Annotated in this window: 26 protein-coding genes; 7 read left to right on the top strand and 19 right to left on the bottom strand. The window is 65.7% G+C overall.

Annotated features, from left to right (window positions below; all coding sequences use genetic code 11):
* Positions 1-174: 174 nt before the first annotated feature.
* Positions 175-1,128: an ABC transporter ATP-binding protein gene (locus tag HMI57_RS15500; protein ID WP_171586901.1), complete on the top strand. Its 954-nt coding sequence runs from the start codon at positions 175-177 to the stop codon at positions 1,126-1,128.
* Positions 1,129-1,131: 3 nt separating this feature from the next.
* On the top strand, positions 1,132-2,751 hold the full coding sequence (locus tag HMI57_RS15495) for a polyketide antibiotic transporter (RefSeq protein WP_171586900.1): 1,620 nt from the start codon (positions 1,132-1,134) through the stop codon (positions 2,749-2,751).
* A gap of 58 nt (positions 2,752-2,809) precedes the next feature.
* Here HMI57_RS15495 and HMI57_RS15490 read toward each other — a convergent pair whose 3' ends face one another.
* Positions 2,810-3,640: an ABC transporter permease subunit gene (locus HMI57_RS15490; RefSeq protein ID WP_225668689.1), complete on the bottom strand. Its 831-nt coding sequence runs from the start codon at positions 3,638-3,640 to the stop codon at positions 2,810-2,812.
* Positions 3,637-4,593, bottom strand: coding sequence for an ABC transporter ATP-binding protein (locus HMI57_RS15485; RefSeq protein WP_171586899.1), 957 nt, complete (start codon positions 4,591-4,593; stop codon positions 3,637-3,639). The genes HMI57_RS15490 and HMI57_RS15485 overlap by 4 nt, the downstream gene beginning before the upstream one ends.
* Before the next feature lie 85 nt (positions 4,594-4,678).
* Between HMI57_RS15485 and HMI57_RS15480 the strand changes: the two genes are divergently transcribed.
* Positions 4,679-5,743, top strand: a complete 1,065-nt coding sequence (locus tag HMI57_RS15480; RefSeq protein WP_228721150.1) for an Rv2578c family radical SAM protein — start codon at positions 4,679-4,681, stop codon at positions 5,741-5,743.
* 31 nt (positions 5,744-5,774) lie between these two features.
* Here HMI57_RS15480 and HMI57_RS15475 read toward each other — a convergent pair whose 3' ends face one another.
* Together HMI57_RS15475 and HMI57_RS15470 are read right to left on the bottom strand one after the other, a co-directional pair.
* A complete protein-coding gene (locus HMI57_RS15475) occupies positions 5,775-6,218 on the bottom strand; it encodes a (deoxy)nucleoside triphosphate pyrophosphohydrolase (RefSeq protein ID WP_318779263.1) in 444 nt (147 codons plus the stop codon).
* 58 nt (positions 6,219-6,276) lie between these two features.
* The gene (locus HMI57_RS15470) at positions 6,277-6,678 is read right to left on the bottom strand and encodes a DUF6855 family protein (protein WP_171586898.1); all 402 of its coding nucleotides are present in this window, start codon (positions 6,676-6,678) and stop codon (positions 6,277-6,279) included.
* A gap of 183 nt (positions 6,679-6,861) precedes the next feature.
* Here HMI57_RS15470 and HMI57_RS15465 point away from each other — a divergent pair, with 183 nt between their 5' ends.
* Positions 6,862-8,091: an MFS transporter gene (locus tag HMI57_RS15465; RefSeq protein WP_171586897.1), complete on the top strand. Its 1,230-nt coding sequence runs from the start codon at positions 6,862-6,864 to the stop codon at positions 8,089-8,091.
* On the opposite strand, the gene HMI57_RS15460 is transcribed toward HMI57_RS15465, so the two are convergent.
* The 4 genes from HMI57_RS15460 to infC form a co-directional block, all read right to left on the bottom strand.
* Positions 8,084-8,989 carry an RNA methyltransferase gene (locus HMI57_RS15460; protein WP_171586896.1) on the bottom strand — a complete coding sequence of 302 codons (906 nt, stop codon included), beginning with the start codon at positions 8,987-8,989 and terminating at the stop codon, positions 8,084-8,086. The genes HMI57_RS15465 and HMI57_RS15460 overlap by 8 nt on opposite strands.
* A gap of 81 nt (positions 8,990-9,070) precedes the next feature.
* A complete protein-coding gene (rplT, locus tag HMI57_RS15455; RefSeq protein WP_171586895.1) occupies positions 9,071-9,499 on the bottom strand; it encodes a 50S ribosomal protein L20 in 429 nt (142 codons plus the stop codon).
* Between the two features lie 100 nt (positions 9,500-9,599).
* The gene (gene rpmI / locus HMI57_RS15450; protein WP_019483418.1) at positions 9,600-9,794 is read right to left on the bottom strand and encodes a 50S ribosomal protein L35; all 195 of its coding nucleotides are present in this window, start codon (positions 9,792-9,794) and stop codon (positions 9,600-9,602) included.
* Positions 9,795-9,905: 111 nt separating this feature from the next.
* A complete protein-coding gene (gene infC / locus HMI57_RS15445) occupies positions 9,906-10,928 on the bottom strand; it encodes a translation initiation factor IF-3 (RefSeq protein ID WP_346655237.1) in 1,023 nt (340 codons plus the stop codon).
* Positions 10,929-11,244: 316 nt separating this feature from the next.
* Here infC and HMI57_RS15440 point away from each other — a divergent pair, with 316 nt between their 5' ends.
* A complete protein-coding gene (locus HMI57_RS15440; protein ID WP_171586894.1) occupies positions 11,245-11,706 on the top strand; it encodes a DUF1844 domain-containing protein in 462 nt (153 codons plus the stop codon).
* A gap of 63 nt (positions 11,707-11,769) precedes the next feature.
* Here the strand turns inward: HMI57_RS15440 and HMI57_RS15435 are convergent, their stop codons facing one another.
* The 8 genes from HMI57_RS15435 to HMI57_RS15400 all read right to left on the bottom strand — a co-directional run bounded on the left by HMI57_RS15435 (position 11,770) and on the right by HMI57_RS15400 (position 17,973).
* Positions 11,770-13,095 (bottom strand): MFS transporter, encoded by a 1,326-nt coding sequence (locus HMI57_RS15435; protein ID WP_171586893.1) that lies wholly within the window; start codon positions 13,093-13,095, stop codon positions 11,770-11,772.
* 35 nt (positions 13,096-13,130) lie between these two features.
* Positions 13,131-13,967: an SseB family protein gene (locus tag HMI57_RS15430; protein ID WP_346655233.1), complete on the bottom strand. Its 837-nt coding sequence runs from the start codon at positions 13,965-13,967 to the stop codon at positions 13,131-13,133.
* Positions 13,964-14,722 carry a bifunctional 1-(5-phosphoribosyl)-5-((5-phosphoribosylamino)methylideneamino)imidazole-4-carboxamide isomerase/phosphoribosylanthranilate isomerase PriA gene (gene priA / locus HMI57_RS15425; RefSeq protein ID WP_171586892.1) on the bottom strand — a complete coding sequence of 253 codons (759 nt, stop codon included), beginning with the start codon at positions 14,720-14,722 and terminating at the stop codon, positions 13,964-13,966. Before priA ends, HMI57_RS15430 begins: the two co-directional genes overlap by 4 nt.
* A gap of 42 nt (positions 14,723-14,764) precedes the next feature.
* Positions 14,765-14,905, bottom strand: a complete 141-nt coding sequence (locus HMI57_RS15420; RefSeq protein WP_171586854.1) for a hypothetical protein — start codon at positions 14,903-14,905, stop codon at positions 14,765-14,767.
* 20 nt (positions 14,906-14,925) lie between these two features.
* Positions 14,926-15,564, bottom strand: a complete 639-nt coding sequence (gene hisH / locus HMI57_RS15415; protein ID WP_171586891.1) for an imidazole glycerol phosphate synthase subunit HisH — start codon at positions 15,562-15,564, stop codon at positions 14,926-14,928.
* Positions 15,561-16,178 carry an imidazoleglycerol-phosphate dehydratase HisB gene (gene hisB, locus HMI57_RS15410; protein ID WP_171586890.1) on the bottom strand — a complete coding sequence of 206 codons (618 nt, stop codon included), beginning with the start codon at positions 16,176-16,178 and terminating at the stop codon, positions 15,561-15,563. Before hisB ends, hisH begins: the two co-directional genes overlap by 4 nt.
* A gap of 126 nt (positions 16,179-16,304) precedes the next feature.
* On the bottom strand, positions 16,305-17,414 hold the full coding sequence (locus tag HMI57_RS15405; RefSeq protein ID WP_171586889.1) for a histidinol-phosphate transaminase: 1,110 nt from the start codon (positions 17,412-17,414) through the stop codon (positions 16,305-16,307).
* Between the two features lie 199 nt (positions 17,415-17,613).
* Positions 17,614-17,973 (bottom strand): LysM peptidoglycan-binding domain-containing protein, encoded by a 360-nt coding sequence (locus tag HMI57_RS15400; RefSeq protein ID WP_171586888.1) that lies wholly within the window; start codon positions 17,971-17,973, stop codon positions 17,614-17,616.
* Between the two features lie 451 nt (positions 17,974-18,424).
* Here HMI57_RS15400 and lexA point away from each other — a divergent pair, with 451 nt between their 5' ends.
* Complete coding sequence (gene lexA / locus HMI57_RS15395) at positions 18,425-19,081, top strand: transcriptional repressor LexA (RefSeq protein ID WP_216607593.1); 657 nt, start codon at positions 18,425-18,427, stop codon at positions 19,079-19,081.
* Here the strand turns inward: lexA and HMI57_RS15390 are convergent.
* Positions 19,078-21,096: an ATP-dependent DNA helicase gene (locus HMI57_RS15390; protein WP_171586887.1), complete on the bottom strand. Its 2,019-nt coding sequence runs from the start codon at positions 21,094-21,096 to the stop codon at positions 19,078-19,080. The genes lexA and HMI57_RS15390 overlap by 4 nt on opposite strands.
* A complete protein-coding gene (gene hflX, locus HMI57_RS15385; RefSeq protein ID WP_171586886.1) occupies positions 21,089-22,633 on the bottom strand; it encodes a GTPase HflX in 1,545 nt (514 codons plus the stop codon). The genes HMI57_RS15390 and hflX overlap by 8 nt, the downstream gene beginning before the upstream one ends.
* A gap of 173 nt (positions 22,634-22,806) precedes the next feature.
* Between hflX and HMI57_RS15380 the strand changes: the two genes are divergently transcribed.
* The gene (locus tag HMI57_RS15380; RefSeq protein WP_171586885.1) at positions 22,807-23,415 is read left to right on the top strand and encodes a methyltransferase; all 609 of its coding nucleotides are present in this window, start codon (positions 22,807-22,809) and stop codon (positions 23,413-23,415) included.
* Between the two features lie 38 nt (positions 23,416-23,453).
* On the opposite strand, the gene dapF is transcribed toward HMI57_RS15380, so the two are convergent.
* Positions 23,454-24,398 carry a diaminopimelate epimerase gene (gene dapF / locus HMI57_RS15375; protein ID WP_171586884.1) on the bottom strand — a complete coding sequence of 315 codons (945 nt, stop codon included), beginning with the start codon at positions 24,396-24,398 and terminating at the stop codon, positions 23,454-23,456.
* Positions 24,399-24,402: the final 4 nt, after the last annotated feature.

Genomic DNA, 24,402 nt, shown 5'->3' with positions numbered 1-24,402 from the left:
AGGGTGGAACCGGCAAACCTGGCGAATGCCGGAGGTCCCTATCCGCTGCAGCGTGGCGCTTGTATGCTGTGTCCAGTATCCGCCGATGCCAGGTTGGCCCGAGGGCAGCAAGAGCCCCAGGAACGCCGCGGAAACGGCCGCGTCATTGTCGACGGGTGGGTGAACGGACGCGCTATGGCTGAAGCAACAGATCCGATCATCGAGGTACGTCGGCTGGAGAAAGACTTCGGCCGAACCCGGGCGCTGGACGGCCTGGACCTCTCGGTCTCTGCCGGTGAGGTGCACGGGTTCCTCGGCCCCAATGGCGCGGGAAAGTCGACGACGCTCCGAATTCTTCTTGGGCTGATACGCCCGACGGCGGGAACCGCGAGCGTGTTTGGCATGGACCCGTGGGAGGACCCGGTCCACTGCCACCGGGACCTTGCCTATGTCCCCGGGGATGTCAGCCTGTGGCCCAACCTCTCCGGCGGTGAGGTCATCGACCTGCTGACCGGATTGCGTGGGGGCGCGGATGAGACCCAGCGCAGCCGGTTGATTGATGAGTTCGAGTTTGACCCCCGACGGAAGACCCGCACCTATTCCAAGGGCAACCGGCAGAAGGTGGCGTTGATTGCCGCCTTCGCCCGGCCCGCCAGACTGTATGTCCTGGACGAGCCGAGCGCCGGCCTGGACCCGATCATGGAGAATGTCTTCCGCCGCGAGGTGCGCCGGGTTCATGCGGAGGGCGCGACGGTGCTGCTCTCAAGCCACATCCTGGGCGAAGTGGAACAGCTCTGCGACCGGGTCACCATCATCCGCGCGGGCCGGGTGGTCGAATCGGGCACCCTCGCCGATCTGCGACACCTGAAGCTGACCCACTTTCGGGTGGACGGGGTCAGGGCGGATCTCCTCGCCGCGCTGCCGGGCGTCCAGGGCATTCACGACGACGACGGCGGCGCCCTGGAATTCGAGGTCGAGGCTCCCTACCTCCCGGCCGTCCTGGAGGCAGTCGCTGCCGCACGACCGAGTGGCCTGTCGGTGTCACCGCCATCGCTGGAGTCGCTGTTCCTCCGCCACTATGCCGAGCCAACAGCTGCCACTGGCACCCTTCGCAGGCATCCAGACGTGAATCAGACCGGACGGGATTGACGCATGCCTGGCCTGCTCCGCCTCGCCGTTGCGCAGGTCCGGCGGGACCGGATTCTGCTGCCGATCTGGATCCTCGGAATTGCTTTGCTTGGGTTCGCCACCGCTAGCGCTGTCTCTTCAGAGTTCAGCGAGGAGGGCGACCGGCGGGCCATTATGGCCGTGGCCGCTGTGAATCCGTCCCTGCTGTTCCTTCGCGGTCTCCCTGACGGCTCCGGCATCGGGCCGGTGGTGTTCTTCCAGGGTTATGCCTTCACCGCGTTGCTCGCCGGACTGATGAGCACCTTCCTGGTGGTTCGGCACACCCGGACCGACGAAGAGCTGGGGAGGGCCGAACTGATCGGCTCCACGCCGCTCCCCCGCTCAACACCGCTGGGTGCGACGCTGCTGGTGGGATGCGCGGCGAACCTGATCCTCGCCGGGTGCGTCGCTGTGGGCTTTGCCGCTGCGGGACTGCCGGGTGACGGCTCCCTGACGGCTGGGGCCGCCGTCGGCGCCGTCGGTCTGTTCTTCGTGCCCGTCGCCGCGTTGATGGCGCAGGTGATGCCGTCGGGGCGGAGCGCAAATGGGGCGGCGGCTGCCCTGGTGGGAGCGGCGTATCTGCTCAGAGGCATCGGCGACGCCGTCGGGACGCCGAACCTGGAGCTCACGCGGGTCACGAGCGGCTGGATCTCGGTTCTGTCGCCCATCGGATGGGGGCAGCGTTCCCGGCCCTTTACGGCACCCGATCTCGTGCCGTTGGTCGTGGTGGTAGCGGCCGCTGTGGTGTTGACGGTGGCTGTCCTGCTGATCCGGGGACGCAGGGATCTGGGTGCCAGCCTGCTGCCGGAACGGGCCGGCCGGGCGCGAAGCGGTACCGGTGGGCAGTCGCTGGTTGGCCTGGCGTGGAATCTTCAACGTCCCACGTTGATCGGGTGGTGTGTCGGCGCGGCGGTCATGGGTGGCATCGCGGGTGGGCTCGGGCCGGTGGTCACGGACGCTGTGGAGGGCAACAATTCACTCGCCGAATTGATCGGCCGCCTGGTGCCTGGGGTCGAAGCGCAGATCGTCGACGTGTTCACGGCTGCGCTGATCGGCATCGCTGGTGTTCTTGCGGCTGCCGCCGGAATCCAGTGCGTGTTGCGGATGCGGGCGGAGGAGGCCGAGGGAAGGGCCGAACTCTTACTCGCCGTCCCCCGGTCCAGGACCAGCTGGCTGACCGCCAATCTGGCGTTGGCGCTCGCCTCGGCGGTAGTGGTGGCAGCGGTTGCCGGCAGTGCGGCTGCTCTGGGGCTGTGGCTGACCGGGATGACTGGCACACCGGGGACTGAGCTGCTGGCCGCCAGCCTGGCACACGTCCCTGCCGCTGCGGTCTTTGTTGCGGCACCGGCGCTTGCCTTTGCGACAGTCCCGCGGTGGAGTGTCCCGGTGGGGTGGGGGTTGCTGGCTGCCGGGCTGATCCTGGGACAATTCGGTGAGCTCCTGGGACTCCCCGAGTGGCTCCAGGCCGTCAGCCCCTTTCACCACTCACCGGCCATGCCAGTAGAGGCCTTTGACCCGATGCCCGCGCTCAGCATGACCCTGATCGCCCTGGCGGGCGTGGGTATCGCCGCCTACCTCATCCAGCGCCGGGACCTCACAACCTAGCAGGCACTGCGTAGTCCGGGGTCAGAATCCCCCTGGATCGGGACGTTGGCCGCGGACGTCAGATACCGACGTCGCGCCGGTGGAGCGCCACCGCGCTGAGACCGGCGAGCGCAGCCGAGATTGCCCACAACCAGAAAGCCACCCCCCAGTCGGCGCCGTTGGTCACCGGCGAGTTGCCGTAGGCCCAGTGATAGGGCGAAAGATTAAGCAACCACTCCAGGTCAGGGCTTTGGCGTCCGATAGCGTTCAACACGTAGCCCAGGACCGCCACCGCTGCGCCTGCCGCGGTCCCGTAGATCTTCCTGCCGCTCACCGCACCGGCAAAGAGCGCCGTCATGCCGCTGAGCAATGCCAGGCCCGCAAACAGGACCGAGGCGCCGAACAGGTTGCCGGTGTCTATCCCCAGCTGCGCCGGTCCGATCAGCAGCCAGACCAGGCCAAAGACCACAGCCGAGAGCAGGACGATCCGCACCCCGATCGCGAGCGCCCGCTCGAGTACCACCTGTGCCCGGTTCACGGCGTGGGCGAGGGTGAGTTCGAGTTGGCCCGATTCCTCGTCGCCAGCCACCGCCGAGGCCCCCCAGGACACTGAGGCAATGGTCATCAGCAGGAACCCGATCAGACCGAAAATCGTGGCCTGGGTGTACCCGGGGCCGGAGGCGATCTGGTCATAGTTCAGTGCCCGGGTCATCTCCGGAGGGAGGGCGTTGATCATGTTTTGCATCTCGGCGCTGTTCCCGAGGGAAGGGAACAGCGGCAGGTACAGCAGGATGGCTGCGGAGAGTCCCACGGCCCAGGCCGCTGTCGATCGCCAGTGATCGAGGAGTGCCCGCCGGAACAGAGGCAGCGTTTTGGACAGCTCCAGGGCTGCTGGTGCCGAATGCGTCATCGCTGGGTCCGTCCGCCAGCGCCGGAATCCACGGCCAGGTGTTTGGTGGCGCTGCCGTACAGGGTGAGGACCGATTCCTCGAGGTCAGGTTCCTCGATCACCAGATCGGCGAGTTGCAGCGGGGCGAGGGCCCGGATCAGCGGCTGAATAGCTCCCTCGTGGGTCGCCGAAACGTCAGTGAGGGTCCCGGTGGCGTGGACGTGGTTTGTCTGGAGTCCCGGCACGTCCCGGAGCAGCACCTCCAACTCCGCCGGGGATACGCCGGTCACCGAAATCCGGATCTGCCGGTGGGCGCCCTCCCGCAGGTTGGCAACCGAGGCGATGCGCACAATGTCGCCGTCGCGCAGGATGGCGACCCTGTCCGCCGCCTGCTGAACCTCGCTCAGCACGTGCGAACTCAGAAAAACCGTCTGCCCGTTGCGCTGGACCTCGCTCAACAGCGACCGGAACTCCTGCTGGATCAGCGGATCAAGGCCACTGGTGGGCTCGTCCAGAATCAACACTTCGGGATCATGCATGAAGGCTTGAACCAACCCGAGCTTCTGCTTATTGCCCTTGGAAAGCTTCCGGGTATGGCGGTCCAGGTCAAGGTTGAACCGTTCCGCGAGTTCATCGGCGCGACCCGGTCGAACCGTGCCGCTGATCGCCGCATAGTGTGCCAGAAGCCGGCGCCCGGTGATCCGTTGCTCAAGGAACAGTTCACCCGGCAGGTACCCGATCCGGCGGCGGAGCTTGGGTCCCGCCACGCCAGGGTCCTGTCCCAGGATCCTGATGCTTCCAGAGGTTGGGCGAATGATGTCCAGTAGACACCGCATAGTGGTGGTCTTGCCGGCACCGTTGGGGCCGATGACGCCGAATACCTCGCCTCGTTCCACCCCGAAGCCGATGCCGTGCAGTACCTCGCGGCGCCCGAACGACTTTCGGAGACCATCGACTTCGATCACCTGGCTCATGGCACAGGCCCCCTTCTTCCCCTGGACCCACAGCATACAAGCAGGCTTCCATCGATTACATTAGAAGATATGTTCTAATGTAATCATGCGATGGGTTGGTCAGAGTACGACGACGACGGTGCCGGTTCCCCAGGAGGCGCTCCTGCCCCTGAGCGGACTGGTCCGAACAGTCAGGACACCCGAGTTCGCCGGGATCACCTTCCACGAGGTGCTGGCGAAGTCGGTCCTCAACAAGGTTCCGGCCACCTCCAGCATGCCCTTTCACTGGACCATCAACCCCTACCGCGGCTGCTCGCATGCCTGCGTCTATTGCTTCGCCCGAAAGACCCACAGCTACCTGAACCTGGATACCGGACTGGACTTCGATTCCCAGCTGGTGGTGAAGACCAACGCCGCGGAGGTGGTGCGGCGCGAGGTGTCTCGACGCTCGTGGCGACGGGAGCATGTGGCGATGGGCACCAACACCGATCCCTACCAGCGGGCGGAGGGCCGCTACCGGTTGATGCCCGACATCATCACCGCGCTAGCCGATTCGGGAACCCCCTTCTCCATTCTGACGAAGGGAACCCTGCTGGCCCGTGACATTCCGTTGTTGAAGCAGGCGGCCTCCTCGGTGGAGATCGGGATGGGCATCTCGCTGGCGATCATTGACCCGGCCCTGGCTCACGCGGTAGAGCCCGGAACTCCTACCCCGAAAGCAAGGCTGGAGCTGGTCAGCCGGCTCCGTGATGCTGGCCTGCCCTGCGGTGTCCTGGCCATGCCGATCCTGCCGTGGCTGACAGATAGCGATGAGGCTCTTGACGCACTGTTTGGCGCGCTGGCGGCGGCGGGTGCCAGCGGTGTTTCGGCCGGTGCGCTCCATCTGCGCCCCGGTGCCCGCGAGTGGTACATGGACTGGCTGGCAGCCAACCATCCCCAGCTCGTAGGCCGCTACCAGCGGCTGTACCGCGGTGGCAGCTACGCGTCGAAGGAATACCGAACCTGGCTGTCGGGAAGAATCCGTTACCACCGGGCACGGCACGGGTTCACCTCGGGCGCGCAGTTCTTTCGTGAGCTCCAGCCCGGAACGCCCGACGACGACGGGGCCAGCCCCTTGACGGCGCCGGTTTCACGGCCACATACCGCAGGCTCAGAGCCGACATTGTTCTAGCGTGCTGGCGGAGTTCCAGTAGGGCGGAAATTTAGTGTGGGACACCAATTTGATTCAGCAGAGCGTCGACGATGGGGCGGTCCGCCGGGATCCAGGCCAGATTCTCCAGTTCGTCGGAGCCGGTAAGCGGCACCCAGGACAGTAGATCGTGGTCCTCCAGCGGCTCTGGCTCGCCGGTGGCAACCTCGGCAAGCCAGACCCGCATAACGGCGCGCTCGTTCAGCGGCCAGCCCCCGGTTACGGGCCCCACCACCTCTGCCCCCAGCAGCACTGTCACCCCGAGCTCTTCGATCAACTCCCGGTGGAGGGCCTCGGTATCCGACTCCCCCACCTCCACCTTCCCACCAGGGAACTCCCACATGCCGGCAAACTGTTCGGGAGCCGTGCGACGGGCAGCGAGCAGCCGGGTGGGATGGGCAAGGGAATCAACGATCGCGGCGCCGACAATCTGGCGCGGCAAGTTCTCAGCAGGCACGAACCGAGTGTAGCTGGCACCCCACAGCGGACCCGTTGTTGGTCGGGCGAAACCCGTGTCAGAGTGCCCGGACCTGGTTGTTCCGCTTCTCGTGGGTCAGCTCCACGAGCCCCAACTCCTCGAGTAGCGGTGGTAGGTACATCCCGAACCGCCCCCGGTAGCCCTTCCGCAGTCCGTACCAGCCAGCCACCGGGTTCTCCGGGGACCGCCCCCACGCCTCGACCGAGCCGTCGGGGGCAGGCTTGTTCTCGTCGGCGGCGCCCAAAGGCACCCAGCCGCCCTGAGCCTTCAACCACTCAGCAAGGTCCTCGATGGCCCGCAACTGATATTTCAGGGTGGTGGACCCCACCTGGCACACCAGAGCCGGAGGCTCGGCTTCGCCATCACGGTACATCGTGTACTGCGATGAACCGGGAGCGGTGGTGAGCACCCAGGGGTCGTCCTTCGTGCCGGCAGCCATGATCTTCCTTACGTCGAGGGGACGTGGTTTGCTGCCCAGCCTAGGCCGTTGCCCGGACAGTGGGAAGCAGCACCGCTGTCGGTGGCCCGGGCGGGGCTAGAGTTGAAATAGACAACGGCGTCGACGCGTTGCGCCTACAGGACTTCGCCTCCTTTTACACACCATGCCGCCGAATCGAGTTCCATGTCTGATGTCCGACGCTCTTCCCCCTTGTCCCCACGGCAGTTGAACCTTGCCATCCTCGCCCTGGCGATGGGCGGTTTCGGAATCGGAACCACCGAGTTCGCCATCATGGGGCTCCTGGGCGAGATGACCGGGGCCCTCAATATCAGCGACAGCGAGGGCGGACACGTCATCTCCGCCTACGCGATCGGCGTCGTCGTCGGCGCACCCCTGCTCGCCGCCCTGGGCGCACGGCTACCCCGCAAGGGAATGGTCATCGGGCTGATGGTCGTATTCACCGTCGGCAACCTGTCGTCCTACTTTGCCAGCGAGTACGGCTGGCTCCTGCTGTCCCGTTTCCTGTCAGGTCTGCCGCACGGCGCCTACTTTGGTCTGGCAGCGGTGATCGCCGCCTCGCTCTCAGCACCGACCCGGCGGGCACACGCCGTCGCCATGGTGATGCTGGGGCTGAGCATCGCCAACGTGATCGGTGTGCCGATCGCGACCTGGCTGGGCCAGATCTTCGGCTGGCGCACCATGTTCCTGCTGGTCGGAGCAATCGGAGTGCTCACCATCATCATGATCATGCGCAGCGTCCCCCACCTGCAGGTCAAGAAGGGTGCCTCGATCCGGGGCGAACTGGGCGCACTGAAGCATCTCCAGGTCTGGATGACACTGCTCATCGGCATAGTCGGCTTTGGCGGCTTCTTCGCCGTCTACTCCTACATCTCCCCCACCATGACCGAGGTGACGGGACTTCCGTCGACGACCCTCCCGATCGTCGTCGCGCTCTACGGACTCGGCATGGTGACCGGAAACATTATTGGTGGACGCCTCGCGGACATCTCGGTCATGGGCACTATCTACTGGGTGATGGGCGTCATCGCCCTCACGCTGGTGGCCTTCTCCTTCGCCGTCCAGTGGGCGCCGACGGCGCTGCTGTTCGTCTTCCTGGTCGGTGCGATCGGCGCGATGCTCATCCCATCGCTCCAGATCCGGTTGCTCGACGTCTCCCCCGACGCGCCGTCGCTCGCGTCCTCCCTGAATCACGCCGCCCTCAACACCGCCAATGCACTGGGGGCGTTCCTCGGAGGCGTCGTCATCGAACTTGGCTGGGGGTACACCGCCCCAGCACTGGTCGGTGCGGTGCTCGCAGCAATCGGCCTCGGTGTCGCACTGGCCAGCGGCCGCATTGACCGGCGCACCCGGGCTGCGGCGACCGAGCCCGCCGAACGGGTATCGGTCAGCTGAGGCGCTGCGCCCTGGCAGACGCGTAGAGGCACACGGTGGCAGCGGTGCCGACGTTGAGGCTCTCTGCCCGACCGTAGATTGGCACTGACACCCGGTGATCGGCCCCGCGCAGGACGTCGTCGGGAAGGCCCTGCGCCTCATTGCCGAACAGCCATGCTGTCGGAGCCTCCAGGCGCGCCCCGCCGGCACCCTGGTCGTCGCTGCCGGGTGCCAGCCGTCGTCGGGCGCTCCCCTCCTGCAGGACATCGAGGTCCACGTCGCCGTACCCATCGGCCGCCAGCACAGTGATCCCGCTTTCCCGCAGGGAGGAAAGCACCAACTCCAGGTCGGCCCCAATCACCACAGGGAGGTGGAACAGCGACCCCACAGTAGACCGGACCGCTTTCGGGTTGTACAGGTCAACTGACGACGACGTCAGCACCACCGCGTCGGCCCCGGCCGAATCGGCCGCCCGTAGGATCGTACCCGCGTTGCCGGGATCGCGGACCTCAACCATTACCGCAACCAGCTGGGGCTTACCCGCGAGCACGGTATCCAGCGCCACGTCAACAAAGGCGCAGACGGCGATGACACCCTGGGGGGTCACTGTCGAGGACATCGCCGCGAGGACCTCCTCGGTAACCAGCCGGGGTACGGGTTGGCCCTCAAAAAGGCCCAGCTCAGCATGCCGATCGAGGCACTCCTCGGTGATGAACAGTTCCTCGATCACTGCGGGCTCCCCCGCAGCATGCCGAGTGGAGTGCAGGCTCAGTGCCTCACGGACGGACTGCGGCCCTTCGGCGAGAAACCTGCCCTGCCTTAAACGGGCCGGACGCCCCGCGAGCCGTGCCACTTCCTTCACCCGATCAGCTCGGGGATTGGTCATGGGCGGTGCCGCGGGGCGTCCGGTGTTAGTCATGTACTGATGTTCTCAGTTATTCAGTTTTCCCAGTAATCCGGTCAGCCCGGACCCCGAGGGCGTTACGCCAGAGCCGTCAGGCTATGCCTTGGCGGGTGCCTTTTTCGGTGCCTTGGCCGATGAGGCCTCGGCACCGGCTGGTGCCGACGTGTCGGCAGGCAGCGAATCCTTGGCAATCTGTACCAGTGCGGAGAACGCATTGGCGTCGGAGACTGCAAGCTCGGCCAGCATACGGCGGTCAACCTGGATCTCAGCGGCCTTCAGACCCTGGATCAGACGGTTGTAGGTGAGGCCGTTGGCGCGGGATGCAGCGTTGATGCGCTGGATCCAGAGGCGACGGAAGTCACCTTTGCGCTTGCGGCGGTCGCCGTAGCTGTAGACAAACGAGTGCAGGAGCTGCTCTTTGGCCTTGCGGTACAGGCGTGAGCGCTGCCCCCGGTAACCCTTCGCCCGCTCGAGAATGACCCGACGCTTCTTATGGGCGTTTACCGCCCGCTTCACACGTGCCACGTGCGTACTCCTTCAGTAGATCTACCGGAACTTCGTAGGTGTTGCCCTGTCCTGCAATCCGCAGTGCACTGGGCAAGTCCCGGTTAAGTTGGTTGGTGAGTTAGATGCCCAGCATCTTTTTGATGACCTTGGTGTCGGCCTTCGAGACGATCTTGTCGCTGCCGAGACGGCGCGTCAGGGTGGAGGGCTTGTGCTCCAGGTAGTGACGGCGGTTGGCCTGCTGGCGCTTGAGCTTGCCGCTTCCGGTCAGCTTGAAACGCTTCTTGACACCGCTGTGGGTCTTCATCTTCGGCATGAGAACCGATCTCCTTTGGTTTCCGCCCGCAACTGCGGACGGTTCGTACGGCACCCGCGGGGGTGCCTGCGGGTTTATTAGGGCGCCTGGTGGCTCCGGGGATCGTGATCCCTAGTCGGAGGTTCCTGGCTTAGGCCGGCTCGGCGTGCTCCGGGGAGCAGCCTTGCTGGCAGGCTTTGGTGTTGATAACTTGGGCATCGCCATTGGCTTCGGGGTTGCCATGGGCTTCGGCGCTGCGGCAGGCTTGGCAGCCGCCGCTGGCTTCTCTGCCGTTTTAGGCTTGGCCGGGGCTTTGGGAGCCTCGGCGGCGGCCTTCTCAGCAGCCTTCGCCGCCTTGGCAGCCGCAGCTTCCTTGTCCGCCTTGTCCTGAACTGCCTTCTCGCGGTCGACGATCTCCTGGGCAGCAGCCTCCTTGGCGGCAACCTCGGCGTCGATCACTTTCTGCGCAGCCGCTTCTTCGGCAGCCTCCTGCGAGGCCGTCGTCGAGTAGCCGTCAGGAAGCAGGTCGGCAAGGCTCTGGGTCATCGGCGCCTTGTCCGGAGTGGTGTCAACCTTCTCCGTGCCAGCCTTCACAGCCTCGTTCGCCGCCTTGGCGTCAGCCCGCTGGGTGGCGCGTCGAGCTTCGGCCTTCGCCTCAGCCTTGTTCTTGACTGGCCCGATGACCATCACCATGTTGCGGCCGTCGATCCGTGGGGTCGACTCCACGATGCCGACCTCGGCAACGTCTTCAGCGAACTTCTGGAGCAGGCGGATACCCATCTCCGGGCGCTGCTGCTCACGTCCACGGAACTGGATCATGGCCTTGACCTTGTCACCGGCGCCCAGGAAACGCATCGCGTGTCCGCGCTTGGTCTCGTAGTCGTGGGTGTCAATCTTCAGCCGGAACCGGATCTCCTTGAGAACGGTATTCGTCTGGTTCTTGCGCGCCTCACGTGCCTTAACAGCGGCTTCGTACTTGTACTTGCCAAAATCCATCAGCTTGGCAACCGGAGGCTTGGCCTGCGGTGCAACCTCAACAAGATCAAGGTCTGACTCGGAGGCAAGACGGAGAGCATCCTCAATACGGACGATGCCTACCTGTTCGCCCGCAGGTCCTACCAACCGCACCTCAGGGACGCGGATACGATCATTGATTCTTGGCTCGCTAATGTGTTGCTCCTGAAATCTTATGAAGTGTTACCAGCTGCAAAAGAAGAAGGCCCCCGATTGCAGTGCAATCAGAGGCCTCAATGATCGGTGAGCCCACTACAGTGGGGCTGTACTGCCAGGAAGATATTCCTGCGCCGTACGCACCGACCTTTTACCCGGCTGCCACCATGCTTCGAAACGAAACACCTGGCAATCGCGGGTGGGAGAGGACTCCGCTTGCAAACTGGAAGTGATCTTTTTCATGTCCCGTGCGGGCGCAGAAAATAGCGACCTCCAGTCGGTCTGTGACAAGCTTACCAGCATGAGCACCCCCGCCAGTAATCCAGACAGCGCCCGCAACGTTTTCCCGTCCCCCACCGACAACGGCGATTCCGCCAGCACTGACGGCGAATCAGCCCAGCCCAGTGCCGCCGGGCAGCCAACTGACGACGACGGCCGCCAGGTTCGGCGCGACATCGCCGAGGTGAGCGCCGTCGAACTCATCATGACGAGCGCGCTGCACCTGATGAGTGCCGCTGCGGTGAAGTGCGGTCTGGCCGAAGGCGACGACGCCGAGGAGCTCAAGGATCTGGACGAGGCACGGAAGATCATTACCGCCCTCGCCGGGTTTGTCACCGCCGCCGCGCCGGAGATCGGCGGTCAGCACGCCGGTCCCCTGCGCGACGGCCTGCGCTCGCTCCAGCTGGCGTTTCGTGAGGCATCGGTCATTCAGGATGCCCCCGGGAAGGGTCCCGGCGAGAAGTTCACCGGCGCCGTCAACTAGCCTTCGGTTATCCGTCGGATCCATCGGCGGGCAGGTCATCTGCCCGCCGAATGATCCGGTGGGCTACCCGCGTCCGAGCGGTGAGTTCGCCCGTCGGCGTCGAACCTGCTGGGCGGCAAGGCCAAGCACGCAAATAGTGACTGCGACGGCCCCGACGGTGGTGAACGCAGCGGAAGGTCCGACCGTGTCAATGGTGATGCCTGCCAACGGTGCGCCGAGCGCCACACCCGAGGTCAGGGCCGAGCCGTACCAGCCCATTGCTTCACCCCGGCGTTCCTCGACCACCAGATCCGCCACCCGTTCCGATGCGGCGGACAGCACCGGTGCGCACAACAGACCGGGCAGGATTGACAGCAGGCACAGTGCAAGCGTGTTCTCTGCGAACCCCATCGGAATGGTGAACAGACCCATCAGCAGCAACAGCACCAGGGGTGACACCGGCCGGCGGAGTGCTCCGTAGACCAGACCACCAACTACTGACGCTGCACACCAGGCGGCGAAGACAAGCCCGAGTTCGCCCTCCCGTCCCGTCTCCTCGAGCGCTGCCACGATGCCAACCTCGGTCCCGGCCAGCACCAGTCCCGCCCCTGCGGCAACCACCAGGACTACCGCCACAGCAATTGAAAGCCATGCAAAGCTCCCGGCCATCCGATCCTTCAGGGCCGTCCGCCCGGCGGCGGTCCGTCCACCCGGGTAAAGCTCAGCTGATGCCTCGGTGACGTGGGCAGGGGCCGCAGCGACCAGCGCTCCAACGGCGGCGGCCTCGTCTTCCGCCTCGGAGGGCGCCGACGTGGAGGCGCCAAGCTGATCGGTGCGGGTGGGCGGGTTGAACCACATCAGGAATAGGCCTGCCCCGGCGGTGGCCAGACCAACGAGGGTGAGTCCCAGCACCGTGGAGACCTGGGTTGCCAGGATCACCCCCAGCGCGGGGCCGACCATGAAGATCATTTCGGTGCCGATGGCGTCGAGGGTGAACGCGGTCCGGCGCTTCTCGCCGGTGACCATGACGCCGAGGGATTGCCTGACCACCGAAAAGGCAGGCAGGGTAAACAGGCCGCCGACCAGCGCTGCGAGGAGCAGCCATTCGTAGGGCAGCTGGGGCGCAACCGACCAGATCACCGCCTCGGCGATGACCGAAGGGATGAGGGCTTTCCGGAGTCCAGCACTGTCGACCCGGCGGCCACGCCAGGGCGCACCGACAGCGATGCCAATTGTCAGTAGGGCGGCGACGGCGCCAGCCTCTGCATAGCCGCGGTCGAGGGTCTGCACCACGTGCAGGGTCAGTAGAACGCCCGCCGCTGAATGCGGGAAGCGGGCGATCATCCCCACGATGAGCAGACGCCGCACCGGGACGATGCGAAGGAGTTCCCGGTAGAGGGCAAAGTTCACTGTGTTCACTCTTCTGCGGGTCCGCCCGCACGTTCTCAGCGGGTCAGCATCACCTCAAGGGAGTCGACCCGTTCCACAAATTCTGTATTGCCGCGCAGGTTGTCCTGAAGCCGCTGGACCACTGTGCGGACGGCGTCTTCGGCCAGTCCGTCACGGAGGGTGATCTGTAGTCGCACCTCGGGCCCGGGGCCGCCGCCGGATGCCAGTGTACCGTCTGCCGCGCGGGCTGGGACCCCGCTGCCGGGTCCGACGGCCACCCGCAGGACGGCAGGTTCCTCGCCGGTGGCCAGGGCGACCAGTTCGGCGATCCGCGGGTCACTGTAGGCGGGTATCCAGGGGACCTGTTGGGCCAGAGCCCAGACGGCGGGCCGACGGACCACGAAAGTAAAATGCGACCCGGGATCAATGACCAGCAACTCCGAGTTGTCAGCCACCGCCGAGAGGGCTGCACGGGGTGCATAGACCGCCACGGGCCTCGCCTCCGGGTGCCATGCGGTGAGCGCAGCGGTGGAGCTGAACACAGGCAGTGCAGTTCGGCCATCGGGTGCCTTGAGGGTCACGAGGGCCATGTCGGCTTCCTTGTCCCCAGCATGTGCGTGGCCTCCCTCGTCCGCCAGTTGGGCGACCACGGGGACGAAGACACGGACTCCGGCCAGCGCTGCGAGCACCGCCGCCTCGTCACCGTCTCCGGTCAACAGCCGGTTGAGTGCTGCAGCGTAGGCGGGTGGGGCGGCGCCGTCGTCGTCGTCGAAGTTGTGCAGCGGGTTCCCGTCACCGCTCAGATCACGGCCTTCCCAGGCCTGCCCGGCAGAGTCGACGGTATTGCCGGCGAGGGCCGCGGCAATGTGCGCTGGGAGGTGCCGTTCGCTCACACGCGCGGCGCCGGGTGGCCGGCAATGTCGAGCGCCTGCGGCAGGGTGAATGCCCCCGCGTAGAGTGCCTTGCCGACAATCGCTCCTTCCAGTCCCTGCGGGACCAGTTGGCGCAGCGCGGCGAGGTCTTCCAGGCTGGAGATGCCGCCGGAGGCCACGACCGGCTGCGAGGTGCGTTCCAGCACCTGCTGAAGGAGTTCAAGGTTCGGTCCGCGGAGTGTTCCATCCTTGGTGACATCGGTGACGACATACCTGGAGCAGCCGGCGTCTTCGAGGCGCTGCAACACCTCCCACAGGTCCCCGCCCTCCTGGGTCCAGCCGCGGGCTGCGAGGGTGGTGCCGCGCACGTCCAGGCCGACGGCGATCTTGTCGCCGTAGCGGGCGATGGCGGAGGCGGTCCATGCCGGGTCTTCAAGCGCTGCGGTGCCGAGGTTCACCCGGTGTGCACCGAGCTCAAGTGCCGCATCGAGGCTGGCGTCATCCCTGATACCACCGGAGAGCTCCACCTTGATATCGAGCTGGTTGACCACGCGGCTCAGCAGGTCCCTGTTGGATCCCCGGCCAAACGCGGCATCCAGGTCCACCAGGTGGACCCACTCCGCGCCATCGTTCTGCCAGGCGAGCGCTGCTTCGAGGGCGTCGCCGTAGCCGGTTTCGCTGCCTGCCTCGCCCTGCACCAGACGGACGGCTTGACCATCGACCACGTCGACGGCCGGGAGGAGCTCAAGGATGGGTGATTCGGTAAAGGGGCTCATCAGGTGTTTAGACTCTTTCGTAGCTGTCGGATGTCTGGAAGATCAGGTGTCGGTCAAGGTCAGCAGGTAGGCGCCGAGCAGGGCCATCCCTGCGAGGACCCAAAAGCTGATGATCAAAAACTTGGGCAGTTCCTGCCGCCGGAAGGAGATGGCCCCACCGATCAGCAGGCCGGCCAGTCCCATCAGCACTATGCTCCACATGGCTAGCGCAGCCCCGCGGTCCAGTTCGACAGCAGGGCAGCCCCGGCGTCGCCGGATTTTTCGGGGTGGAACTGGGTGGCGCTCAGCGGACCGTTTTCGACGGCCGCGATGAACGGGCCGCCATGGTCCGCCCAGGTCACCAGCGGCGGCTTCATGGCAGGCTGGGTGACGTCGAAGTTCCACTGCTGCACCCCGTAGGAGTGCACGAAGTAGAACCGTTCGTCGTCGATCCCGTCAAAGAGCCGGGACCCTGCGGGCGCCTTGACGGTGTTCCAGCCCATGTGGGGGACAACGTCGGCCTGGAGCCGTTCGACAGTTCCGGGCCATTCACCCATTCCTGCGGAGCGGACACCGTGTTCAACGCCCTCATCAAAGAGGATCTGCAGTCCGACGCAGATGCCCAGGACCGGGCGGCCGCCAGCGACGCGTCGGCCGATCATGCGGAGGGCGTCGACGTCCTTAAGCCCCTTCATCACCGTGGCGAAGGCACCGACACCGGGGACGACCAGCCCGTCGGCGTTGAGGACATCGTCAGACTTGGCACTTAGGGTAACCTCGGCCCCGACGTGCTCCAGAGCGCGGACCGCCGACCGGATGTTACCGGACCCGTAGTCAAGGACCGTGACCCGTGGGGCACTCATAGCGCCCCCTTGGTGGACGGGATGCCCTCCACCCGTGGATCAGGCTCCACAGCAGCCCTGAGGGCACGGGCAAAGGCTTTGAACTGGGCCTCCACGATGTGGTGCGGATCCCGACCGCCGAGGACTGTCATGTGCAGGCAGATTTGGGCGTGCAGGGTGATGGCCTCGAAGACGTGGCGGGTCAGCGAGCCGGTGAAGTGTCCGCCGATCAGGTGGTACTCCTGGCCTGCGGGTTCGCCGGTGTGCACCAGGTAGGGCCTGCCTGAAATGTCGACGACCGCGTTTGCCAACGCCTCATCAAGGGGTACCGTGGCTTCGCCGAACCTGCGGATCCCGGCCTTGGTGCCCAGAGCCTCCCGGAGGACTTCGCCGAGGGTGATGGCTACGTCCTCGACGGTGTGGTGCACGTCAATGTGGGTGTCCCCAGTGGCGCGGACTGTGAGGTCAATCAGTGAGTGCTTCGCCAGCGCGGTCAGCATGTGGTCGTAGAACGGCACCGAGGTGCTGATCTCCGCGCGGCCGGTTCCGTCCAGATCCACTTCGACGAAGACCGATGATTCACTGGTGGCCCGCTCCCGGCTCGCAGTGCGTCCGACGGTGGTTTCCACGCTCATGGCTGTCCTTCGGTTGGTTGGGTTCGCTTGGTTGGGTCCGCTTAGTCATAGCGGATGGGTAACGGGCAGTGCGGTTGTTCGTGCCGACAGCGCACGGCGTCGCTGGGCACGGTTCTACCTACCAGTCTAGGAGACGGTCTCGCCCAGCAGTGCCTCCAGGGCGTCAAGGAACACTGTGGTTTCCGTCTCGGTACCGGCCGTAACCCGCAGGTGCCCAGGGATACCGACATCACGGATCAGGACGCCAGCCTCAAGCAGCCCCTGCCAGATACGTTGTGGATCCTCGAGTCCCCCGAAGAGCACAAAGTTGGCGTCAGAGGCGACCGGTGTCAGCCCCATCCCCCGCAGACTGTCGACAATCCGGTCCCGCTGCGCCTTGATGTTCTCCACATTGGCAAGCAGCTTCCCGGAGTGGGTGAGGGCGGCGTTGGCGGTCGCCTGGGTCACTGCCGAGAGGTGATACGGCAGGCGAACCAGCCGCAGCGCATCGGCCACCTCGGGTGCGGACGCCAGATAGCCGAGACGGGTTCCGGCCATTGCGAAGGCCTTGCTCATGGTCCGGGACACCACCAGCCGCTCGCGGCCCTCGAGCAGGGTAAGGGCGCTGGCCGTGCCGGTGTGGGCAAACTCTGCGTAGGCTTCATCAACGATCACGATCGCCTGGGCGTCCTGGCTGGCCTCATAGACGGCTTCGACCACGTCCAGCCCGAGGGCGGAACCAGTGGGATTGTTCGGGGAACAAAGGAAGACGATGTTTGCCCTGGACTCCCGTACCTGGCGGGCGGCGTCCCCGGCACTGAGATCGAACTGACCGTTTCCGTCCCCGGCGATATAACGGGTGCCGGTGCTGCTGGCAAGGAGGGGATACATGGAGTAGGTCGGCGGGAAGCCGATAGCGGACCGGCCCGGTCCACCGAACGCCTGCAGGAGGTGCTGCAGCACCTCGTTGGACCCGTTCGCCGCCCAGAGGTTCTCCGGAGTCAGTCCGTGACCAAGGTACTGGGCAAGGTTGGTGCGGAGCTCGGTGAACTCTCGGTCCGGGTACCGGTTCAGGCCGCCGACTTCGTCGCTGATAGCAGCGATGATTGCCTGACGCACCTCGTCCGGGACACCGTAGGTGTTTTCGTTGACGTTCAGAAGGATTGGGACGTCCAACTGGGGGGCACCATACGGGTGCTTCCCCCGGAGATCGTCGCGTAGGGGCAATCGGCTCAACCGCTCAAACTGTTCGCTCACCTCTCAAGGTTAAGCGCGGACCCCTCCAGTACAGAATCGGCCGACCAGCAACTTCACGCTGGCCGGCCGGCGGGACAATCGCTCGCGCACCGGACCGGCGGCCGAAAGCTGGCGGACCGGGTTGGCCACGTTGAAGTGCCGGCAGTGAATTGCCCTTTGAGCTGCCCTTGAAGTTGCCTCCCGCGGGAGGCGGTGCCGGCTACCGTCCGGACGGGATGTCCAGCTGCTGTCCCGCCTGCAGCACCGAGGTGCTGAGGCTGTTCAATTCGACAATCTCCGCCACGACATCGCGCGGGTCACGCTCCGGAGCAAACTCGGTGGCCAGGTGCCAGATGGTTTCGCCCGAGGCTACGCTCACGCTGACGGTCTGGGTGAGATCACCGTGCTCGCTGGAGGCCTTTGCCGGGGAGTTGAAGAAGCCAGACAACATGAGGGCGGCTGATGCCAGCAGCACGATTGGCAGACCGACCAGCAGAAGCCTGCCGCGGCGCGTGAGCCGCAGTTTGGTGGAGCTGGTGTCTCGGGCGGGGGAATCTTGGTGTGTGGTGATGACAGACATGGATACACCTCTCTGTACTCGAATCAGTCCATTCGATTCCGGCGCTGGGCCGGGCCCGGCCACTGGGGCCGGGGATCTTGTTCGACTGTAAAACCGGGTGAACCGTTTTGTTCGAACTTATCTTCGAATTACTGCTTGTTTATTTTTAGCACTCATTGACGAACTTTGTCGAGACACGATCGAACAAATGTTTGAAAACGTGTCCTAACTCCCATAGCGTTAGGGCAAGGAAGATGGTTAGGTTCCAGCAGAAATCAGCACATCATCCGCCACTGACAAAATAAGCTCGGCCCCTGAAAACCTCAGGATCCGCCGGGTCACCTGGATTCTTATCGAAGGGACAGCGACCGTGAAAGAGTCCGACGGACCACTGGATGAACAGACTTCCGACCGGGTTCCCACGGCCCTCCCCACCCGTGGCCGCCCTCGCGGGCGCCAGGTGCCCAAGGGGATGACCGCCCGCCAGAAGAAAATCCTGGAGACCATCCAGCGGGCAATCGGCACCAACGGCTATCCCCCGTCCATGCGCGAGATTGGAGACACGGTGGGGCTCGCGAGCCTGTCGAGCGTCACCCACCAGCTCTCGCAGCTGGAGCGGATGGGGTACCTGCGGCGTGATCCGAAGCGACCTCGCGCGATGGAGATCCTGCTGCCCCTTACCCTTGACCACGACCAGTCGGGTGCGGCCGAGGGAACCGCAGCGGGAGCACCGACCGAGATCCGTGGTGCCATCGACGCTGCGATGGTTCCAATGGTCGGCCGGATTGCCGCTGGCGGACCCGTCCTCGCGGACCAGATGGTCGAGGACGTCATGCCGCTGCCGCGCCAGCTCGTAGGTCACGGCGATCTGTTCATGCTTCGCGTCTACGGGGACTCGATGATCGACGCTGCGATCTGCGACGGAGACTGGGTGGTGGTCCGTCGGCAGCAGGAGGCCCAGAACGGTGACATCGTGGCGGCGCTCCTCGATGACGAGGCGACGGTGAAGACCTTCCGCCAGCGCGACGGCCACACCTGGCTGCTGCCACAGAACACCCAGTACGAGCCGATTCTCGGCGACCAGGCCACCATCATGGGCAAGGTCGTCTCGGTGATGCGCGCTCTCTAGCGGGGCTCCCCCGCCAGCCGCTCCAGGACCCCTACCGCCGTCGCGCGGTCGGTGGTGGACCAGAACGGCGGTAGGGCGGCACGCAGGAACGAGCCGTACCGCGCGTTGGCCAGCCTGGAGTCCAGGATCGCCACCACACCCTTGTCCTCGGTGGCACGGATCAGGCGTCCGGCACCCTGTGCCAGACGCACCGCCGCATGCGTCGCGGAGACACTCATGAAGCCGTTGCCGCCAGCCTTCGCCACTGCCCTCGTCCGGGCGGTCATCAGGGGATCGTCGGGCCGCGGAAATGGAATCCGGTCGATGGTGACAAGCCGGCAGGACCTGCCGGGCACATCCACCCCCTGCCACAACGACATCGTGCCGAACAGGCAGGTGTCCGGCTCATCAGAGAACTGCTTGACCAGGGCGGACATCGACGAGTCACCCTGGCACAGAATGTCGAAGTCGACCCGCGGCCGCAATGCCTCGGCGGCCTCCTCGGCGGCGCGGCGGGAGGAGAACAACCCGAGCGCCCCACCGCGGGAGGCTTTGAGAAGCACTTCCAACTCATCGAGTTGGGCTGGCGAGGTGCCGCGCTCGGGCTTGGGCAGGTCCTTGGCCACGTACAGGACGCCCTGCTTCGGGTAGTCGAACGGGCTGCCGACGTCGACACCCGTCCAAGAGGGGGCAGAGGCCCCGACCAGCCCGAGCGATCCGGCGACCGGTCCGAATTCGGCACCGATGGCGAGGGTCGCCGAGGTCAACACCACGGTGTGATCAGCGAACAGGCCCTCCCGCAGTTTCCCTGCCACCGATAGTGGCGCGATGTTGATCGTGGCGGGCGCGGCGTCGTCGGGTTGTGAGTATCCGGTACCCGGTGAAAAGGTGCTGGGCCGTGACGCCCACAGCACTTCCCCGGCGGGAGTCGCAGTGAGCAGTCGCTCACACAGTTCAAAAACGGCCATCACATGGGATTTGGCCATCTGCCGGCCGCCGTCTGCCGGGGTCGGTCCATCACCCTTGGCATCGGAGAGCACCGCACGGCAGGCCTCGCGGACCTGCGTGATGGCGGATTCCTGGTCCTCGGTGAGGCCCGCAGCCATCAGGCCCGAGGGGATGCCCTCGACAGTCGATTCGAAGAAGCGGTTCGCTGAGTCCAGGGGTTCCGCGCTCACTGACAGGTGCCGGCGCGCCGCTGAGGCAGCGGCGGAGATCATCCCGGTCGAAAGCTGACCGGAGACGGCACCCGTGACCCTGTCGTGCAGTTCATGGGCCTCATCGATGACCACGACGTCGTACTCGGGCAGGACGGCCAGCCCTTCGAACGCGCTGATGGCCAGCATGGCGTGGTTGGTGATGACGATGTCCGCGTCCCCTGCCTTGGCCCGGGCCCGCTCGCTGAAGCACTCGGCGGCGACCGGGCATTTCTGGGCGCCGAGACACTCCATGCTGCTGACCGACACCTGCCGCCAGGCCTGCTCGCTGACGCCGGGGGTAAGTTCGTCGCGGTCGCCCGTCTCGGTTTCCTCGGCCCATTCCCGGAGCCGGACCACCTCGCGGCCCAGCGGTGTGGCCGGTCCCGCCGCCGGGTGGGGTGCAGAGGTGTCCTCGCCGAGGCTGAAGAGCGCGTCGGGAGCGCCTTCCTCGGGGAAGCCGCCGCCGGTCTTGTGTTTGCACACGTAGTTTCCGCGGCCCTTGAGCAGGACGACATCCACCGGGCGCGGCAGTTTGCCCTTCAATGCCTTCAGGAGCCGCGGCACATCCCGGCCCACAATCTGGGCCTGAAGGGCGAGGGTCGCCGTCGACACGATCGCCGGTTTGTCGTGGGTCAGGGCGTGGGAGATCAGCGGGATGAGATAGGCGAGGGATTTGCCGGTACCTGTTCCGGCCTGGACCAGCAGATGGTCGCCGGAGCTCAACGCTTCGGCGACCCGCTGGGTCATCTCATGTTGGCCGGTGCGGTTTTCGCCACCCATGGCTTCGACTGCTGCATCAAGGAGTTCCAGCGGCCCAGTGGTACCGCTCTCAGGCATGCTGGCGGAATTCCTCCAGGTCAGCGGCGAGGCCCTCGCGCACCATCACGTCGAGCCGGGTCCCCGACTCGACATGCTCGAGGTTGAGGATCTCGGCATCGGACTGGTGCAGTCGGCTGACGACGTCGCCGCGCTCGTAGGGCACCAGGAGGGTGAGCTTCACGCTGGGGCGGGGAATGGCAGCGCTGACGGCTTCCAGCAGCTCGGCGATGCCCTGTCCGGTGCGGGCGGAGACCACCACGTGCCGCGGTTCGCGCTGCCGCAAACGCTCGACGACGAAAGGATCCGCGGCGTCGGCCTTGTTCAGGACGATGATCTCGGGGACCTTGCGGGCGTCGACCTCGGCGAGGACCTCACGGACGGCAGCGATCTGGCCCTCCGGGTCAGGGTGGGAAACATCCACCACGTGAAGAATCAGGTCCGAGTCGGCGATCTCCTCCAACGTCGACCGGAACGCTTCGACCAGCTGCGTGGGCAGCGACCTGACGAACCCGACCGTGTCGGCCAGGGTATAGCCGAGGCCGTCGGCGGTCTCGGCCTTCCGGACCGTGGGATCGAGGGTGGCGAACAGTGCGTTCTCCACCAGCACCCCGGCGTCGGTCAGGCGGTTCAGCAGGGATGACTTGCCCGCGTTCGTGTAGCCGGCGATCGCTACCGAGGGAATCTCATTCCGACGGCGGTTGGCACGCTTGGTTTCCCGGGCAGGCTTCATGCCGCTGATTTCCCGGCGCAGCTTCGCCATCCGGGTGCGGATCTTCCTGCGGTCCAGTTCGATCTTCGTTTCACCGGGGCCACGGGAACCCATACCCGCACCGGCGCCGCCCACCTGGCCACCGGCCTGGCGGGACATCGAATCGCCCCAGCCTCGCAGCCGTGGCAACAGGTACTCGAGCTGGGCGAGTTCCACCTGGGCCTTGCCCTCGCGGGACTTGGCGTGCTGAGCGAAGATATCCAGGATCAGGGCGGTCCGGTCGATGACCTTGACCTTGACGATGTCTTCCAGGCCGCGGCGCTGGGAGGGGGAAAGCTCACTGTCAACGATCACCGTATCGGCCCCGGTGGCCACCACGATGTCCTTGAGCTCCTGGGCCTTGCCCGAGCCAAGGAAGGTGCCGGGGTCGGGCTTGAGGCGGCGCTGGACGATCCCGTCGAGCACCTCGGAGCCGGCAGTGGCGGCAAGGGCGGACAGCTCCCGCAACGAATTCTCGGCGTCCTCGGCGGTGCCTTCACTCCACAGCCCAGCCAACACGACACGCTCCAGACGGAGCTGCCGGTATTCGACCTCGGTGACGTCTTCCAGCTCGGTCGACAGCCCCGCGACGCGACGCAGTGCGCGACGCTCGTCGAGGTCCTGTTGATCGCCGTCGTAGGACGACCGTTCATCGTCCTGGCCTGTCGCGGCACTGGCGAAGCGGTTGCCCGCTGCCTTAGCGGACGCTGCTTCGTCTTTCGCCAGGATCCTGTCGATGACTGCCTGGATCTCGGCCGGGCCAATCTCCGGTTCCGGCGTGGCCGGTTCCCCGTTACTCGTGGTCATACGCTCCCTAAAGTGGTGTCCTTCAATGGTAGTCGCCTACGCGCGCATTGGGTGAGGCAATTCACTGAGCGCGCAATCGCTCTTTAGTCCTGCCCCCGGGTCCGAGTTCAGCACCCCTGAGGTCTGTTTCTGCGTACCTGAAAGGGCCGGGTGCTCGACTACGCTGGTTTGTTATGGATTCCCATTACTTCAGCGCCCAGCCGTCCGGCCCGGAGACCCGAAAGCCGCTCCGCACGATGCTGGCCGGAGTGGAGCGCACCCTCGTGACCTCCTCGGGCATTTTCAGCGCGGACGGCCTCGATAAGGGCACCCGCATCCTGCTGGCGGAGGCGCCCGATCCCGAGGGCAGTCGCATGCTGGACATCGGCTGTGGTTGGGGGCCGTTGGCGCTGACCATGGCGCTGAAAGCGCCCGACGCCGCGGTGGTTGCCGTTGATGTGAATGAACGTGCCCTGGCGCTCACCGCCGAGAACGCGAAACTGCTGGGGCTACGCAACGTCGTCGCCCAGCGTCCCGAAGAGGTCGACGCCGAGGCTACCTTCGACACGATCTGGTCGAACCCGCCGATCCGGGTGGGCAAGGACGAACTGCATGCCCTCCTGCTGAAGTGGCTCCCCCGGCTGTCCCCGGGAGGGTCAGCATTCCTGGTAGTGCAGAAGAACCTTGGTGCGGATTCGCTGCAGAAGTGGCTCGCCGATCAGCTCGGAACCGGGTACGAGGTGTCGAGGACCGCCACCTCGAAGTCCTTCAGGATCATCCAGGTGGAGCGCATCGGTTCCTAGGGCAGAAGGCCGGGTCTCGTCCAGTCAGAACAGGCCCGTCAGAGCAGCGTTCCGGTTGCCACCAGAACGGCCGGCCCGCTGAGGCTCACATGTTCGCGCCCCTCCGGCCCCGCATGGAAGCGGACGCCGACGACGCCGCCGGGCACCTCGACACTCCAGGCGAGGGGTGCCCCGGCGCCAGCCCAGAAACGGGTGGCAGCCGCTGCGGCGCATGCCCCCGTCCCGCAGGAAAGGGTCTCCCCCACTCCCCGCTCGTGGACCCGCATGCGGAGGCGTCCGACGCCGTCGTGCACGAGCGGATCGTGGGGCACCACGTACTCGACGTTGGTCCCCTGGGCGGGGGTCGGCTCGACCAATGGGGGCGTGAACAGTTGCGCGGCGTCAAGTTCGGCAGGTTCGGCGAGTGCGACCACCGTGTGAGGGTTGCCCATGCTGATGGACAGGGCCGGCCGGGGCACCTCAAGCCCCTCAGTCTCTACCAGCGAATCGGTGGCCCGCGAAGCCGCCTCCTCCGGGAAGATGAACTCCCAGGGGCCCATGTCCACCGAGTAGCCGTCGGCGGAGAGCTCCACCAGTTTGATGCCACCGCGGGTGGCAATAGCAGCTGTGGCACCCTCGGCGAGGGCGAGCAGTCCGGTGGAGACCAGCAGGTGGACGAACACCCGGACGCCGTTGCCGCACATCTCGGACAGCGAGCCGTCCGCGTTGCGGTAGTCCATGAACCATTCGGCGGACGGGTCGCTCTGCAGCAGCGCACGCCCCTCGGGCAGATGGTGGGACCTGATGGCCCGGATCAGCCCGTCGGCACCGATTCCGCGGTGCCGGTCACAGACGGCGGCCACGTCGTCGGGAACGATGTCCAGTTCGCCGTCGGGATCCGTGACCAGGATGAAGTCGTTCCCGGTGCCGTGACCCTTCGTGAAGGCCACCCCCGCGAGGGCGCCGAAAGCTGGGGACAGGAGGGCGTCGGGTTGTGTAGTCACCTGT

This window comes from Arthrobacter sp. 260 (assembly GCF_013116745.1).
Lineage (GTDB): Bacteria > Actinomycetota > Actinomycetes > Actinomycetales > Micrococcaceae > Arthrobacter_D.
Note: the sequence above shows the minus strand (reverse complement) of the source record. Positions and strands in the feature narration are given on the sequence as shown.